At 62.8% G+C, this 16797-nt stretch carries 14 protein-coding genes; 6 read left to right on the top strand and 8 right to left on the bottom strand.

The features are described from left to right. Positions 1 to 34 precede the first annotated feature (34 nt). Entirely contained in the window at positions 35 to 943 is a 909-nt protein-coding gene (locus AC0L3I_RS31525) for a LysR substrate-binding domain-containing protein (RefSeq protein ID WP_473529523.1), read from the top strand. 36 nt (positions 944 to 979) lie between these two features. On the opposite strand, the gene AC0L3I_RS31520 is transcribed toward AC0L3I_RS31525, so the two are convergent. Genes AC0L3I_RS31520 through AC0L3I_RS31510 form a run of 3 tightly spaced genes read right to left on the bottom strand, consistent with a single transcriptional unit; the run spans position 980 to position 5593 of the window. Continuing rightward, positions 980 to 2149, bottom strand: a complete 1170-nt coding sequence (locus tag AC0L3I_RS31520) for an efflux RND transporter periplasmic adaptor subunit (protein WP_473529522.1) — start codon at positions 2147 to 2149, stop codon at positions 980 to 982. A gap of 16 nt (positions 2150 to 2165) precedes the next feature. Then, entirely contained in the window at positions 2166 to 5342 is a 3177-nt protein-coding gene (locus tag AC0L3I_RS31515) for an efflux RND transporter permease subunit (protein WP_473529521.1), read from the bottom strand. After that, a complete protein-coding gene (locus tag AC0L3I_RS31510) occupies positions 5336 to 5593 on the bottom strand; it encodes a hypothetical protein (protein ID WP_473529520.1) in 258 nt (85 codons plus the stop codon). The genes AC0L3I_RS31515 and AC0L3I_RS31510 overlap by 7 nt, the downstream gene beginning before the upstream one ends. Before the next feature lie 259 nt (positions 5594 to 5852). On the opposite strand from AC0L3I_RS31510, the gene AC0L3I_RS31505 reads away from it, so the two are divergent. Next, complete coding sequence (locus AC0L3I_RS31505) at positions 5853 to 6434, top strand: TetR/AcrR family transcriptional regulator (protein WP_473529519.1); 582 nt, start codon at positions 5853 to 5855, stop codon at positions 6432 to 6434. Between the two features lie 539 nt (positions 6435 to 6973). On the opposite strand, the gene AC0L3I_RS31500 is transcribed toward AC0L3I_RS31505, so the two are convergent. The 5 genes from AC0L3I_RS31500 to AC0L3I_RS31480 form a co-directional block, all read right to left on the bottom strand. Then, entirely contained in the window at positions 6974 to 7996 is a 1023-nt protein-coding gene (locus AC0L3I_RS31500) for a LacI family DNA-binding transcriptional regulator (protein WP_473529518.1), read from the bottom strand. A gap of 70 nt (positions 7997 to 8066) precedes the next feature. After that, positions 8067 to 8861 (bottom strand): ATP-binding cassette domain-containing protein, encoded by a 795-nt coding sequence (locus AC0L3I_RS31495; RefSeq protein ID WP_123146973.1) that lies wholly within the window; start codon positions 8859 to 8861, stop codon positions 8067 to 8069. A gap of 3 nt (positions 8862 to 8864) precedes the next feature. Further along, entirely contained in the window at positions 8865 to 9851 is a 987-nt protein-coding gene (locus tag AC0L3I_RS31490) for an ABC transporter permease (RefSeq protein WP_473529517.1), read from the bottom strand. A 119-nt stretch (positions 9852 to 9970) separates the two neighbouring features. Then, positions 9971 to 10903 (bottom strand): substrate-binding domain-containing protein, encoded by a 933-nt coding sequence (locus AC0L3I_RS31485; RefSeq protein WP_473529516.1) that lies wholly within the window; start codon positions 10901 to 10903, stop codon positions 9971 to 9973. Between the two features lie 275 nt (positions 10904 to 11178). After that, positions 11179 to 12336: a fumarylacetoacetate hydrolase family protein gene (locus AC0L3I_RS31480; RefSeq protein WP_473529515.1), complete on the bottom strand. Its 1158-nt coding sequence runs from the start codon at positions 12334 to 12336 to the stop codon at positions 11179 to 11181. Positions 12337 to 12601: 265 nt separating this feature from the next. Between AC0L3I_RS31480 and AC0L3I_RS31475 the strand changes: the two genes are divergently transcribed. The 4 genes from AC0L3I_RS31475 to AC0L3I_RS31460 all read left to right on the top strand — a co-directional run bounded on the left by AC0L3I_RS31475 (position 12602) and on the right by AC0L3I_RS31460 (position 16788). Next, the gene (locus AC0L3I_RS31475) at positions 12602 to 13885 is read left to right on the top strand and encodes an NAD(P)/FAD-dependent oxidoreductase (protein ID WP_473529514.1); all 1284 of its coding nucleotides are present in this window, start codon (positions 12602 to 12604) and stop codon (positions 13883 to 13885) included. Between the two features lie 85 nt (positions 13886 to 13970). Continuing rightward, complete coding sequence (locus AC0L3I_RS31470; protein ID WP_123146976.1) at positions 13971 to 14858, top strand: ABC transporter permease; 888 nt, start codon at positions 13971 to 13973, stop codon at positions 14856 to 14858. After that, a complete protein-coding gene (locus tag AC0L3I_RS31465; protein ID WP_473529513.1) occupies positions 14855 to 15733 on the top strand; it encodes an ABC transporter permease in 879 nt (292 codons plus the stop codon). The genes AC0L3I_RS31470 and AC0L3I_RS31465 overlap by 4 nt, the downstream gene beginning before the upstream one ends. After that, a complete protein-coding gene (locus tag AC0L3I_RS31460) occupies positions 15718 to 16788 on the top strand; it encodes an ABC transporter substrate-binding protein (protein WP_473529512.1) in 1071 nt (356 codons plus the stop codon). The genes AC0L3I_RS31465 and AC0L3I_RS31460 overlap by 16 nt, the downstream gene beginning before the upstream one ends. Positions 16789 to 16797: the final 9 nt, after the last annotated feature.

The following is a 16797-nucleotide window of genomic DNA, read 5'->3' as shown; positions in this document are numbered from 1 at the left end:
TAGTCTTCCGCAGGAAAAACTTAGGGAAGACTCGATGGAACGGCTCCCCCCGCTGAACGCGATCAAGGCCTTCGGGGTCGCGGCGCGCACCGGCAGCTTCACCTTGGCCGCCACCGAACTCGGCGTCTCCTCGGCGGCGGTCAGCCAGCAGATCCGCAATCTCGAGACCTGGTTCGGCAAGCAGTTGTTCGTGCGCAGCGGCAACCGCATCGCGCTGACCGACGCCGGTCATGCGATCTATCCGCAGACGGCGCGCGCCCTGGGCGACATCGCGGCGATCGGGCGGCGCATGCTGGATGGCAGCCTAAAAACCCGTCTCGCCGTCAGCGTGCCGTTCTCGCTGGCCGAATTGTGGCTGGCGCCGAGGCTGGCCGTGCTTCTCGACGCTTTCCCGCAAATGGCGATCGACGTTAGGGTCGAAGACGATCCCGTCGACCTGGTGCGCCAGAGCATCGATCTTCGCATCAGCTATGGCGACTATCACTATCCCGGCCTGCGGCTCGTCCGTCTCGTCCATGACGATGTCCTGCCGGTCTGCGCGCCGGACTTTTGGCAGAGATACGGCGACGGTGCCTCCAGCCTGGCGGATGTGCACGAGAGCATGTTCATCCATACCAACTGGGGTCCGAACTATGCCTCGCATCCGACATGGGCGGACTGGTTTTCGGCGTCAGGCGGCAGCCGCTCGCCTGACCCGTCGCATGGGCGGCGCGTCGGACTGTCCAGCCTGGCGATCACCTCGGCCCGGCTGGGTCTCGGAATAGCCCTTGGCCAGAGGATCATGGCCCGCGCCGATCTGGAAGCGGGCCGGCTGATCGCGCTGTCGTCGGTCTCGGTCCGGCTCGGCCATCCCTATTGCGCCTTCATACCGCCGGCCAAGGCCGATCGCGCCGATGTCGCCGGCCTTGTCGAACTGCTCAGCAAAACGGCGCCCTCGGCATAGCCGGGGGCGCCGCTGGACCGGGCCTGATGGGGGGTATCAGGCCGCCGGTTTCTGTGGCAGCGGCGAGACAGGCATTCCCGGGCCGATCTTCTGCAGATTGCCTGTTATTACCTGGTCGCCTTCCGATACGCCGCTCGAGATCGCCACCAGATCGCCATTGGTCGGCCCGAGCGAAACGATGCGCTGGTCGACAGTGTTGTCCTTGCCGACGACGTAGAGGTACTTGCCGAGTTGGCTCGATCCCAACGCCGTCTGCGGAACCATTAGTGCATCGGGCTGTTGCTTGATGTGCAATCTCACACGAACATATTGGCCCGGCAGCAGCGTGAACTTGGCGTTGCCGATCGTCGCCCGTGCGGTGATGGTGCCGGTCGAACGATCGACCGTGTTGTCGATGAAGGTGAGCTGACCTTTGTGGCGCGGTTCCGTATCGCCGGGAAGCAGGACGTCGACATCGATGGGCCCCGCCGCGCGGGCTTCCTCGATCTGCACCAGATCCGTTTCACTCGGATTGAAGGTGACATAGATCGGATCGAGCTGCACCAGCGTGTTGAGCACTGTGCCGGCGACGCTGACCAGCGTTCCGACCGAGGCCTGGTTGCGGCCGACGCGCCCGGCGAACGGCGCCTTGATTTCCGAATAGCTCAGATTGAGCTCGGCGGTCCGCACAGCCGCCTGGTTCACGGCGAGCGAGGCCTGGGCCTCGCGCAAGCTGCTGGTGCGCTGGTCGAACGCATCCTTGGCGATGTATCCGCTCTTGGCCAGCTCGGTGCCGCGACCAAGGTTGGAACGCGCATAGTCGAGCGTTGCTTCGTCGCGCTGGACCTGAGCCTTCGCCTGGTCGAGGGCAGCCTGGAAATCCTCTGGAGCGATCTTGTAGAGAAGATCGCCCTTCTTGACATCGCTGCCGTCGGGCGCGACCTGCTCCTGCAGATAACCGGGCACGCGCGCCTGCAGCGTGATGCTGCGGATCGGCTCTGTGCGGGCCGCATAGTCGAGATAGATCGGGATCGTCTTCTTGACTACGCTAACCACCGGCACCGGCATGACAAACGCTGTGGGCTCGGGCGCCGCGGGTTCGGGCGTCGCTGCTCCTGCCGTACCGGCGTTGAGGCCGAAATTGCCCATGTCGAGCAAGTGAACGCTCGCCACCGAGATCGCTCCAACGGCAACGGCCACTCCCAATGCAATTTTCCATTTACGCATGATCAATTCTCCAATCCTATTCGGCCGCTTCGGCCAATCGCTCGAAAGCGGGTTCGGCAGTCGGTTCAGTCGGTTCGGCAACGGGTTCGCTCTTGCTGCCGCGCTCGCGCAGCTGCTCGATAACCGCATAGAAGACCGGCACGAACACCAGCGACAGGATCGTCGCTGCGACCATGCCGCCAAAGACGGTGGTGCCGATCGACTGGCGGCTCGCTGCACCAGCACCTGTGGAGAACATCAGCGGCAGCACACCGAGGATGAACGCGAAAGCGGTCATCAGGATGGGCCGCAGCCGCAGGCGCGCCGCTTCCATTGCGGCGTCGACGATGCTGAGGCCTTCCTCGCGCCGGCGCCGGGCAAACTCGACGATCAGAATGGCGTTCTTCGCCGCCAGCCCGATCAGCATGACGAAGCCGATCTGCGAATAGACGTCGATCTGCATGCCGCGCATCAACAGGGCGACAAACGCACCGAACAGGGCAAGCGGCACCGCGAGCAGGACCATGAAAGGCATGGCCCAGCTCTCATATTGCGCGGCGAGGATCAGGAAGACGAAGACCATGGCGAGACCGAAGACAATCGAGGCGATCGATCCGGCCTTGAGCTCCTGATAGGTGATCCCGGTCCATTCGTAGCCGAAATCCTTCGGCAGTGCCGTGGCGGCGGCACGTTCCATCGCGGCGACCGCCTGGCCTGAGGAGAAGCCGGGTGCGGCACCGCCGTTGATCAGGGCCGACGCATTGTTGTTGTAATGCGGGACGGTTTCCGGGCCGACGATAGGCACCAGCTTGCCGAGCGTGCTCAACGGCACCATGCCGCCGGAGGCATTGCGCACATAGAGCCGCGAAATGTCGGCGGCACCCGCACGCGCATCCTTGTCGGCCTGGATCGTCACCCGGAAGGTGCGGCCGAACAGGTTGAAGTCGTTCACATAGAGCGAGCCGAGATAGATCTGCAGCGTGTTGAACACGTCAGGCAGGCTGAGGCCGAGCAGCTTCGCCTTATTGCGGTCGAGGTCGTAGTTGAACTGCGGCGTCGAGGTCGAGAACGACGAGAACAATTGCTGCGGGTTAAGCTCGGGCTGTTTACGCGCTTCGGCCAGCACGGCTTGCGTCGCGTCGTTGAGCGCAGCGCTGCCGCGACCGGTCAGGTCCTCCACCTGGAACTCAAAACCGCCGGTCGTGCCGATGCCCGGAATCGAAGGCGGATCGAAGCTCAGCGCGAACGCTTCCGGAAGTTCCATGAGCTTCGAGCGCACGTCGGCAACGAGCTTCGAGGCGCTCTGGTCAGGGCCGCGTTCGTCCCATGGTTTCAGGATGGCGAATTCCACCGCCGAGTTCGACTGGGCGGCACTTGTGAGGAAGTTCAAGCCGCTGATCGAGCCGACGATGTCGACACCGGGCGTGTTCTGCAGGATATCGCGTGCCTTCCGCGCCACCGCGTCGGTGCGTTCCAGCGATGCCCCATCCGGCAACTGGATGACCACGAAGAAATAGCCCTGGTCCTCGACCGGAAGGAAGGTCGAGGGCAGGCGCTGCCAGACGAAATAGGTGGCGACAAGCCCGGCCGCGAATATGCCGAGCATGATCCAGCGTAGGCGGATGAGGAAGCGCACACCATGGGCATAGGCATGCGATATCAGGTCGAAGCCCGTGTTGAACCAGCGGAACAGCACGAACTGCGTTGCCGGGCGGTGGCGTAGAAAGGCGGCGCTGAGCGCCGGGGTGAGCGTCAGCGAGACGAAGGCGGAGATGCCGAAGGAGATGGCCACCGTCAGCGCAAACTGGTTGTAGAGCCGGCCGGAAACGCCGGGTATGAAGGCGACCGGCACGAACACGGCCATCAGCACGGCGGTCGTGGCGATGATCGGGCCGGTAACCTCGGCCATCGCCGCGCGCGTGGCAGCCAGCGGTTTGAGGCCGGCCTCCAACTGGCGCTCGACGTTCTCGACGACGACGATCGCGTCATCGACGACGAGGCCGATCGCCAGCACCATGCCGAGCAGGCTGAGCATGTTCAGCGAGAAGCCGAACATGTACATGACGACGAGCGTGGCCACCAGCGACACGGGAATCGCAATCGTCGGGATGATCGTGGTGCGCCAGCTCTGCAGGAAGATGAACACCACCGCGACAACCAGGACCAGCGCCTCGCCGAGCGTGACCAGCACGTCGTGCATCGATGCCGAAACGAAACGTGTCGTATCGTAGTGCATGGCGTAGCTGACGCCCTTGGGGAAACGGGCCGACAGTTCCTGCATCTTGTCCTTGACGCGCTGCTGCAGATCGAGCGCGTTCGAGCCCGGCATCTGGTAGACCGCGAGCACCACGGTCGGGTCCTCGCCGAAGAAAGCCGACGACGAATATTGCAGGGCGCCGAGTTCGATGCGCGCAACGTCGCGCAACCGCACCAGCGAACCGTTCGCGGCATCGGCGCGCACGATGATGTCGCCGAATTCCTTGGGATCGCTCAGTCGGCCGACGGCGTTGACCTGCATTTCGAAAGCGGTGCCGGCCGGCGCCGGTGATTGTCCGATCTTGCCGGCCGCGACTTGGACATTCTGCTCGGCGATGGCGTTTTGGACATCGACGGCGGTGATGCCGAGATTGGCGAGCTTGTCGGGATCGAGCCATACGCGCATCGAATAGCGCCGCTCGCCGAATATCTGCACGTCGCCGACGCCGGGCAGGCGCTTCAGCGGGTCGACCACTTGCAGGTAGGCAAGGTTGCTGAGCGCGACCGGATCGACGGAGCCGTCGGGCGAGGTGAGATTGACGATCAGGACGAAGTTCGGGTTCTGCTTCTTGATCGTCACGCCGCCTTGGTTGACGATGGCCGGCAGCGAGGACGCCGCCTGTGAGACGCGGTTCTGGACATCGACGGCGGCGGTGCTCAGGGGATAGCCGACCTCGAAGGTAACGGTGATCGTCGACGAGCCGTCATTGGAGCTCGACGACGACATATAGGTCATGCCTTGAACGCCGTTGATCTGCTGTTCAAGCGGCGTCGTGACGGTGTCGGCCACGACTTGCGCACTGGCGCCCGGGTAGTTGGCGCTGACCACGACCTGAGGCGGCGTGATGTCGGGAAACTGCGAGACAGGCAGCAGGAAATAGCAGATCGCCCCGGCGAGCACCATGATGATGGCGATCGACGATGCGAAGATCGGTCGGTGGATGAAGAAGTTTACCATGACACGTACGCCTCGCCCGATGCTCTCGCCTGGCCAAAGGCCTTGGCCACTCTGGACAGCCGTCGGCTGCGGCTTTGCCCCGGGTCTTCCAGGAAACGAGGCGTCGCCTTGCGGCTGCGGCCTTGCGTATCCGCAAGGGTACGCAGCATTGTCTCGAAAGAGCGCGGGTCGACACGGTCGGCCTTCATCAGCATCCGGATCATCGGATCCTTCACAACTTCGTCGATCGTCAAATCCTTGCGCTGCGACATCGTAGCGGCTCCTGGCTTGGCGATCTGCGGCGTACGCCGCAGATCGGGTGGTCTTCCTGTTCGCGGCCAAAGTCGCCTGGGGCGCAGTTTCATGCCTGGGCCGATTCGGCGGAGGCTATTCACAGGCGCCTGCGAGATTGACACGAGGCAATGGGGGTGTTACCAGTAAGTAACATCTAGAAGTTACAGACCGGTAACACCCTAGTCAAGAGGTGTACCGAGGGATTTTTCGGAAACCCCGGAAACCAAGGAGGTTTTGATGGAAGACGGTACTGCGGAACGCATCCGCCCCCGGGATCGCATCCTGGAGACGGCACGGGATATGTTCCACAAGCATGGCATCAAGGGCGTCGGCGTCGACGCGATCACTGAGGCCGCCGGTACCAACAAGATGACGCTCTACCGTCATTTCGAGTCCAAGGACGATCTGGTCATCGAGTGCCTGCGGGCGACCGCATGCAGCGCCAACGCGATGTGGCAAAAGTTCGAGGCCGAGCACCCGGGCGACAAGCTTGCGCAACTGCACGCCTGGGTTCGGATGGCAGCCGACTGCCTGATGATGGACGGCCGCGGTTGCGACATGGCGAACGCCGCCATCGAGTTGAGCGAGACCGACCATCCGGCCCGTCGGGTGATCAAAGAACTCAAGCAGGCCCAGCGCGACCGTCTGGTCGGCCTGTGTCGGGATGCCGGCATCGGCCAGGCAGAGCTTCTCGCCGATACGCTGTCGCTGCTGCTCGAGGGCGCCCGCGTCAGCATGCAAAGCGTCGGCGCCGAAGGCCCGAGCGCGCAGTTCGTCCGCATGGCGGAAGGCTTGATCACCTCGTTCAGGGCCAGATAGTCTCGCAAGCGGCGAAAGATCGGTGGCGTGTTCATTGCGAGCCGCGCCGCCGAATGCTCTTTTGTCCGTTCGGACGTGCCGTCATCGCGCTTCTCCTTTGCGGTCCGTCGCCGCACCATTCTGCTACCTGTTGCTTGTTGGTGAGGCAGGATAGGACCGACAACGAACTGGTGAGAGTGACAAGTGTGACGGGATTCCGACGGATCAGCTGATCGCGGCTGCAACATGCCCTACCGCTCGCACCTTTGCGGGCGAATGTGCTGTCGGCATCAACCCTGGTGACGGCCCCCGGCGCTCATCCGGAGCCGGAACAAAAAAAGCCCGCTGCCGGGAGGAGGTGGCAGCGGGCTTGATGTCGAATACGGCACGGGAGGAGGGTGCGCCGCACTCAGCGTCGGCATCGCATCTGGGAGGAGTAGATGGCCGACACGCAACATATATGGGTTGCTTAATGATTCGGCAACCACAAAAGTTGCATAGCTGGTGTGCAGATTTGCGGCGTCGTCTCAAAATTCGCGATGTCGGTCTGGAGCGCGGCGTCACTGCACCGGGACGTTTTCCTTGAAGATCAGGCGCGGTTCGATGAATTTCCGCGTCAGATAGGGCGCCGAGGAAGCAATCGAGCCGAGCAGGCGAATGACCGATTGCTCGGCGATCAGCCGTGCATTCTGGTCGATCACGACGTCGAGCAGATCGTCGACGAGATAGCCGCGTGTCGCCCTTGTCAAGTCGTGACAAATGAACACCGGCTTCCTTTGCGGCTTGGCTTCCAGCAGCGCTTTCGCCACGCCAGAACGTCCGGCGCCGACGCAATAGATGCCGAGCAGTTCCGGCTCGTTGTGCAGCGCCTTCATCGTCGCCGTGTAGCTGATATCAGGCTCGTCGTTGATCTCGACGGCGCTGGTCACGGTCAAATTGCGGAACTCCTCGCTGAGCACGGAGCGAAAGCCCATTTCGCGTTCTTCATGCCCCCGATAAGAGCGTGAGCCGACGATCATTGCCAGATGGCCCGTGCGCCCGCCCAGGAAACGTCCCATCAAAAGGGCTGCGGTGCGCCCGGCGACACGGTTGTCGATGCCGACATAGGCCGATCGCGGTGCACCCGGAACGTCTGACACCAGCGTGACCAGGCGGATGCCGGCCTCGACGATCTCGCGCAGGATGTTGCGCGTTCTCGGGTGATCGATCGCAATGACGCCGACGCCGTTTGCCTTGAGCGAGAGGTTTTCGACCGCCGCCTGCAACGCCTTCGGCGAGATGCCGGCGAGCTTGTGGATCCGGCAGGAGGCGACAAGCGGCAGGCGTGCCGCATAATCCTCGATATGATTTGCCAGATCCATCATGAAGGCATTGGAGCCGATCGGCAGGAAGAACTCGAGATGCGCCGGCCGCGAGGGCAACACGACCTGATCCACGACCGGCAAATAGCCAAGCTGCTTGGCCGCCTCCATCACGCGCTGCCGGTTGGCCGCGCTGGCGCCCGGCCGGTTGTTCAGCACCCGGTCGACCGTCGCGGTCGACAGCCCGCAGCTTCTGGCGATGTCCGCAACGGTGGCTTTCATTGTCGCAGTCATAGGAGCCGATGTGATCCTGTACCAGAGATTACGGCCAACCCGGCTTCCAACTGGCCACTCAGCCCTGCGATTGCTTCCCCTGGACGATGGCGTCGCGGATCTCCTCGTCGGACATGCCGGTGATAATCCGTTCGACCTCAGTGACGCTGGTGTTCTTCGGATCGATGTCATCGGCGACCACCTTGCCGCGGCGCATGACGACGATGCGGTCGACCACCTGGAAGACGTGATGGATATTGTGGGCGATGAAGATGCAGGAATGGCCCGAATCGCGGGCGCTGCGCACGAAGCTCAGCACACCTTGCGTCTCGGCGACGCCGAGATTGTTGGTCGGCTCGTCGAGGATGATGAGGTCGCTGTCGAAATGCATGGCGCGTGCGATCGCCACGGCCTGCCGCTCGCCGCCGGAGAGCGAGCCGATCGGTGTGGTCGGCGGGATGTTCTTCGAGATGCCGACCTGCTTGAGCAGATCGCGGGCGACCACGTTCATCGCCTCCTGGTCCATACGGTTGAGGAAACGCGGCGGCTTGATCGGCTCGCGCCCGAGGAACAGGTTGCGCGCGATCGACAATTGCGTGACCAGTGCGGAGTCCTGGTAGATCGTCTCGATGCCGTGGGCGATGGCGTCGCTGGTGCTGCGGAAGTCCACCTTCTTGCCGCGGATGAAGATGTCGCCGCTGGTCAGCGGGACCGCACCCGACAGCACCTTGATCAGCGTCGACTTGCCGGCGCCATTGTCGCCGAGCAGACCGACGATCTCCCTTTCATTGACATGGAAATTGGCGTCTACCAGCGCTTGCACACGCCCGTAGGACTTGCGGATGTTTTCCATGCGGACAAGCGGTTCGGCCATGGTTCAAGTCCCCGCCTGATGCCGGCGTTCCAGCCATGAGTGGAGCGCCATCATGCCGAGGATGATCGCGCCGATGAAGATGTTGTAGGCAAGGCCCGGCACGCCGATCAGCACGATTCCATTGCGCATCACGCGCAGGATCAGGATGCCGAGCACGGTTCCGATGATGGTGCCGCGTCCGCCGGTCAGCGCCGTGCCGCCGATCACCACCATGGCGATGACTTCGAGCTCGTAGCCGGTGCCGCTGTTCGGGTTGGCCGCCGAGGTGCGCAGCGAACTGATGACGCCGGCAAGCGAAGCCATGATCGACGACAGGATGAACAGGCCGATCTTGACGCCGCTGACATTGACGCCGCGCGCCCTTGCCGCATTGGGGTTGCCGCCGGCCGCCTGGATCCAGTTGCCGGTCCGGCTCTGTGTCAGCACGTAACCGAGTGCGATCGCGGCTGCGATGAACCAGAACAGCGACATGTAGATGCGGAACGGCCCGATGAAGAAATCACCGACCAGCGCCTCGGCGAGCCAGCTGCCTTCGGCGCTCCAGGTGCGTTGCGGAAATCCGCTGGTGACGAACAGAGCGGTGCCGCGCACCACCAGCAGCATGCCGAGCGTCACCAGGAAGGATGGAATCTTGAGTTGCGTCACGAACCAGCCATTGACCAGCCCGATGAAGGCGGCAACCAGGAAGGCCACGATAAAGCCGGCTTCCAGCGAGGTGAGCCCGCTGTTGAAGAGGGTCCACATCAAGACGGGCGAGAAACCGAACAGCGATCCGACCGAGAGGTCGAATTCGCCTGAAGTCATCAACAGCGTCATCGCCAGCGCGATCAGGCCGAGCTCGACCGTGAAGGCGAGTATGTTGCTGATGTTCTGCGGCGACAGGAAGTCGTGGTTGAACCCCCAGAACACCGCGAGCTCGACGACAAGCAGCACGAAGGGCCCGAATTCCGGCCTGGCGATCGAGCGTTGGATGATGGAACTGTTTTCCACGTTGGACCCGCGACATGGTTGGAACTGGCCAAACCCGGCGCCGCATGAGGCGGTTCGAGGCTCAGCGGGATGATGGGGATGATCGTGGCAGGCGTGCCGCGACCATCCCGATCGCGGTTTTATTTTCCGGACAGGATGTCGTCGTAGACCTGTGCGGTGTCCTTTTCGTAGAGTGCGCCGGTGATCACGTCGAAGCCGGGCGGAATGCCGCTGGCAGCCATGTTGGCGATCGAAAGCGCCACATAGCTGGTCGCCTGCGGATCCTGCCATTGTGCGGCATTGACGTAGCCGGTCAGCACCTCCTGGGTGGTGTCGAGCGAGTTGCCCCAGCCGACGACCGGGATTTCGCCCGGCTTTATGCCGGCCTGGTCGAACACCCGCTTGATCGAGCCGGTCACCAGGTCGCCGAGACCGATGATCGCCTTGACCTTGGCCCTGTTGGCGGTGAGATAGTCGACCATGCGGTTGATCGCTTCGGCCTGATCGAGCGTGGCTTCGGTGATTTCATAAGTGATACCGAGTGGCTCGAAGACGCTCTTGATACCTTCTTCTTCCTGGACGCCATAGGTGGCGCCCGGGATTTCGACCGGCATCCAGACGAAATCGCCCTTCTTCACCAGGCCCTTGTCGACCAGATACTGCGCCCAGTTCTTGCCGAAGGTGACGTTGTCGCCGCCAACATAGGCGTTGAAGTCCGCCTTCGGATCGGGCGTGTTGAAGTTGATGATCGGGATGTTTGCCGCCCGTGCTTCCTTAGCGAGCTCGATAAGGCTGCCCGGGTCGGGGCTGGTGGTGGTGATGCCGTCCGCCTTGGCGGCGATGGCGGCGCGAACAGCCTCCTGCTGGGACGACACGTCGTTATTGTGGAACGAGGTGTTGACGGTGTTGCCGGTGTCCGTCGCCCATTGCTTGGCGCCGGCGAGGAAGTAGGTCCAGACCGGATCGGCCGGGCCGCCATGCGAAATCCAGTAGAAGGTCTTGGCCTGTGCCGCCGCTGGGATGGCCAGCGCCACGATCAAGCCGAATACAAATAGTCGTAGCCTTGTCAGCATTTGATTTCCTCCCATTTTGAAAATTTCCTCCACCTCCGACGACGATCACGGCAAACCCTGATCGTATTTCTTGCCAGCGCCGATCTGGATGCATCAGAGCATCCGCTTTTTCGACATATGGCAAGCCTCCATTTGCCAGTGGTAGTTGGCGCGCGACAAGGCGCCATCAGCAGTCCCATCAGATTGCATCAGTTTTGCTGATATTTTCCAGGCAGGCGGATCCTCAATTCGAGCACCAGGCCGGGACATCTCTCCGCCGCCGTCGGGGCGGGAACCTAGATAAGATCTGCCCTGGCGAGGTCGCGCATCAGATGGCTGGCGCCGTAGGTCCAGTGGGGACAGTCGGGTGACAGCCGCACCCGGTTGATCAGCGCGCCGAATTTCTCCGATGAGATGGTGACGATGTCGCCGACCTTGTGCGTGAAGCCCTTGCCCTTTTCGCCGCGATCCTTCGACGGCACGAACATGGTGCCGAGATAGAGCGCCAGCCCGTCCGGATATTGGTGATGCGGACCCATGGCGGCCGCGACCAGCTCTTCCGGCGAGCGGCTGATCTCGGCCATCGAGCTGGCGCCCTCCAGCGAGAAACCGTCCTCGCCCTCGACCTTCAGGCGCACGACGGCCTGCTTCACGTCATCGATGGAAAAGTTATCGTCGAACAGCCGGATGAACGGGCCGAGCGCGGCCGAGGCATTGTTGTCCTTGGCCTTGCCGAGCAACAGCGCCGAGCGCCCTTCGACGTCGCGCAGATTGACGTCGTTGCCAAGCGTCGCGCCGACGATCTTGCCGCTGCCGGCAGCGATCATGGCGATTTCCGGCTCCGGATTGTTCCAGGTGGAAACCGGATGCAGGCCGACATCGGCGCCGAAGCCGACCGATGCCATCGGCTGGCATTTGGTGAAGATCTCGGCATCGGGGCCGATGCCCACTTCCAGATATTGCGACCAAGCGCCGCGCTGGATGAGCTTGGCCTTGATCTCCATCGCCTCCGGCGAGCCGGGCTTGAGCTTCGACAGATCGTGGCCGATCAGCCCGGCAATGTCGGTGCGAATGGCGTCCGCCTTCTCGGCGGAGCCACGCGCCTGCTCCTCGATGACCCGTTCGAGCAGGCTGACGACGAAGGTGACGCCCGACGCCTTGACCGCCTGCAGATCGACCGGAGAAAGCAGGTACGGTTTTTGCGAATCGCGCGCGGCCTGGAAACTGTTGGCGGCGATCGCATCAAGTGATCCGATCGGTTCGCCCCCGGCCGCGTGGACGTAGCCTGCTGGGTCTGGCATCTCGCAGACGTCGCGCACGGTTGGTGCCATGCTCGACGTGATGTCGAACACCGTGCCGTCGCGCACCGTGACCACCAGCGGATGGGGCGTATCGCTTGTCCGGGCGCGGCCGATGAAGAGGCCCTCGTTGGGTAGGAGAGTGGTGTTCGTCATGGCTGCGGTCCTCTGCTGTCTTGCTCTGCTGCGACGGTCATCGCTGCCGAACCAACGGTTCATAAAGAGCCTGGCTAGCGGCGGCGGCACTTTCAACAAATTCCCGCCAAAGGTCTATCCCGTTCCTCGCGGTCGAGCCCTGCGCTGCATTTCGCATCGGCGGACGCCATCCTCTTCAATCCGCTGATGCCGAGATCAAACGCCCTTTCAAAATCATGAAATCGTCACTAGGATTTTCATTTGACGAAGTACATTCAGGTGACCCTTGCCCCTACCGTTTTCCGATCCGATCTGGCAGAAGCCGCCGGCGGCCCCTGCGTTCCGGTCGCTTTTTCCCGGCGGCCAGCGTGCCGATGTCGTCATTGTTGGTGGCGGGATTCTCGGTCTGTCGACAGCCTTGCATGCAGCCCGGTTCGGTCTTGCCGTGCAGGTGCTGGAAGCCGGCGAAATCGGCCAAGGCGCATCGGGCCTGAATGGCGGTCAGGTCATCCCCGGCCTGAAATATGATCCGGAATGGTTGCTGGAGCTTTTTGGCCCCGAACGCGGCGAGATCCTCGTCAATTTTGCCGCCTCGACGGCGGACGCCGTCTTCGAATTGATCCGCGACGAGAAACTGGCGGTGCCGTTCGTCCGCAACGGCTGGATCCAGGCAGCGCACACCGAGACGGCGCTGAAGGCGGCGGCGAACAGGGCCCGGCAGTGGCGGGACCGTGGCGCCGATGTCCGGCTTCTGAGCCAGACCGAGATCACCGCGTTGACTGGCGCGCAGGGCTATCTCGGCGGCTGGCTCGACCGCCGCGCCGGCGTGATTGATCCGCTTGCCTATACGTCGGAACTGGCACGGATTGCCTCGGCCGCGGGCGTGAAGATCGCCGAACACCAGAAGGTGGTGCGCCTCGATAATAACGCCGGCCTTTGGCGCATCTCGACGGAGGACGGCGCCGAATTGCAGGCGAAGGCGGTCATTCTGGCGACGAACGCCTATACCGGCGACCTGCTCCCCGGTCTCGCCGAGACGATCGTTCCGCTGCACTCCTTCCAGATCGCGACAGCACCGCTGCCGCCCGATCTGGCGGCCGGGATTCTACCGGAAGGGCAAGCAGTATCGGATTCGCGCCGCATCCTCGTTTATTACCGCAAGAGTGCCGACGGGCGGCTGGTGCTCGGCGGGCGCGGCCCGATGGCGCTGCCGACCAGCGAAAGTGATTGGGCGCATCTCGAACGCGCGCTGCTCCGGCTCTATCCCGCGCTATCCGGCGTCGCCATCCAAAAGCGCTGGTTTGGCCGGGTGGCGATGACGCCGGATCACCTCCCGCATATCCACGAGCCCGAGCAGGGCCTGATGGCCGTGGTCGGCTGCCAGGGCCGTGGCGTCGGCCTGATGACCGCGCTTGGCGAGCGCATTGCCGGCTATCTGGCGAGCGGCGACGCCAGGCAATTGCCGTTCCCGGTCTCGCCGATCCGGCCGATCCCGTTGCATGCCTTTCGGCAGGTCGGCGTCGCCGCGACGATCGCCTGGTATCGTATGCTGGATGCATTCGAGCGCTGATTTTATGCCGATGCAGGAATCAGCTTGACAGTTTCATGATTCTGAAAAATTCTTGAGTGATTTCAAATTTCGATGGGCAACCCTGATGTCGACCATCGTTGCAAGGCAGCCGCTGCCGGAGTCCAGGTCCTCGACGGGTTTCCGGTTGGCCATGCTGCTGCCGGGCGGGCTGGTCACCTTCTTCCTGATCCTGTTTGCCCTCGGCCTCGTGGTTTTCCTCGCCCTTCGCGGCAATGACGGTTCGCTGCTGGGCGCCGGTTTCACTTTTGCGAATTTCATCACCGTGGCATCCGACCCGCTGTACTGGACGGTAACGCTGCGCTCGCTGGCCATTGCCGGCCTGGTGACGCTGGCCACGGTCGTCACCGCCTATCCCGTCGCCTACTACCTGGCCTTCCATGCCGGAAGGCGGCGCGGGCTGCTGCTGTTTCTGGTGACGCTGCCGTTCTGGACCAGCTATCTCTTGCGCGTCTTCGCTTGGAAGATCGTGCTTGCCTACAATGGCGTGCTGAACTCGGCGCTCATCGAAAGCGGCATCTGGTCCGAACCGACACTGGCGTTTCTCAACACGCCGGCCGCTGTCATCGTCACGCTGGCTCACGCCTATGCGCCGTTCGCCATCCTGCCCATCTATGTGGCGCTGGACACGATCCCGAAATCGCTGCTCGAAGCTGCTTCCGATCTCGGCGCCAGACCGTTCACCAGCTTCCGCCGCGTCGTGCTGCCGAACTCGATGCCGGGCGTGCTGGCGGCGGCTCTCGTCGTCTTCGTGCCGACGGTCGGCGACTATGTCACCCCCGCGCTGGTCGGCGGTCCTGCCAGCACCATGATCGGCTCGCTGATCCAGGCCCAGTTCGGCAAGGCAAATGACTGGCCGTTCGGCGCAGCACTCGCCGTTGCCGTCATGCTGGTCATCCTTGCCGTGGTGCTGGTCGTGCGTTCCGCCGACCGCAGATTTGGCAGCCGGACATGAGCGCGGCGCGGAAAGACGCTACGAAAGGTGGGAGTTGGCTCGGCGCCTACGTCCTTGTCTACCTGGTATTCCTGTATTTGCCGGTATTGCTGATCCCGCTGTTTTCCTTCAACGATTCGATCCAGGCGGCGTTTCCGCTGCAAGGCTTCACGTTTGAATGGTACAAGACGCTGTCCGGCAATTCGGCGCTGTCCGGCGCCCTTGCCAACAGCCTCGTCATCGGTGCAATTGCCGCCACCGGTGCCACGCTCTGCGGCATCACCGTGTCCTACATGGATCTCTTCGGCCGCTCGCCGCTTGCCGCCACGATCAGCGCCATCGCGCGGCTGCCGATCCTGATTCCCGGCGTCATCGTCGGCATCTCGCTGTTGATCCTGGTCAACCTCATTGGCTTCGGTCCATCGCGCACCGCCATCGTGCTCGGCCACATATTGGTGGCGCTGCCGACGACGGTGGTGATCATGAAAAGCCGCTTCGCCGCTATCCCCAAGACCATCCGTGAGGCGGCGCTCGATCTCGGCGCGTCCGACTGGACGACATTCAGGCGGGTCATGCTGCCGCTCAGCCTGCCCGCCATTGTATCAGCGTTCATGCTGGCCTTCCTGACCTCCTTCGACGAGTTCATCGTCGCCTTCTTCCTCGCCGGCACCGAGCCGACGCTGCCGCTTTACATCTGGAGCCAACTGCGATTCCCGAAATCGCTGCCGACCGTCATGGCGCTGGGCACGGCCATCCTGGCCGTGTCCTTCGTCATCGCGGCAATTGCCGAAATCCTGCGCCATCGCGGGCTTACCGCCGCCCAGCGGCCGCTGCCCGCCAACCTGTCCAAACCAGAAGAAACCGAAAGAGGAGAACTGCAATGGCATTCGACCTGAAATCGATTAATCGCAAGACAGTCCAAGCCGGATTGGCAGCCTTCGCGCTGGCGCTTTCGTCGACCGTCGCGCTTGCGGCCGACAAGCTGCAATATTTCACCTGGTCGGGCTACGAACTGCCCGACTTCAACAAGAGCTTCCTCGCCGCACACCCCGATGGCGTCGAGGCCTCGATGTTCGGCGACGACGATGACGCCTTCACCAAGGTCAAGGCCGGTTTCCGCCCGGATGTCGCGCATCCCTGCTACGACAAGGTGGCGCGCTGGAACAAGGAAGGCCTGCTGCAGCCGATCGATACCAAGCGCATCAAGAACTGGGATTCGATCTTTCCGGTCTTCAAGAACCTGCCCGACCTGCAGGCCGGCGACGGCAAGGTCTGGATGGTGCCGTGGGACTGGGGCAACACCTCGATCCTTTACCGCACCGATCTGGTGAAGAACCCGGAACCGAGTTGGAACCTGCTGTGGGACAAACAATATGCCGGGCGCATGGCGACGATCGACGCCGTCCACGATACGCCGGTGGTGGCGGCGCTTCTCGCCGGCGTCAATCCGTTCGACATGACGCCGGAACAGATGGAAAAGGTGGCTGAAAAACTGCGCGAGCAGCGCCCGCTGCTCTCCAACTACACCACCGACATGACCTCGGTCGAACAGGCGCTGGCGAGTGGCCAGTTGGTCGCCGCCATGACCTGGAACGCGTCGGCCACCTCGCTGAAGAAGCAGGGTGTACCCGTCGAGTTCATGAAGCCTAAGGAAGGCATGCTGACCTGGGCGTGCGGCTTCGTCATGCTCAAGGACGCCAAGAATGTCGACCTCGCCTATGATTTCATCAACAGCCGGCTGGAGACGGATTCGGGAAAATACCTGATTCAGGCCTATGGTTACGGCAGCTCAAACAGCTCGGCCTTCGCCGCGGTGCCGAAGGAGGAACTGGAAAAGCTGCAACTGCCGTCCGATCCGGAAGTGATGCTGAAGACCACCGTCTTCACCGGGCCGATGAAACAGAATGACGAACTCGCCAAGATGTTCGAGAAGGTCAAGGCAGGCGGCTGAACCTGCCTT

The sequence above is a fragment of the Mesorhizobium sp. WSM4840 genome, assembly GCF_055811755.1.
The sequence above is the reverse complement of the archived record's forward strand: the minus strand, read 5'-3'. Positions and strand labels throughout refer to the sequence as shown.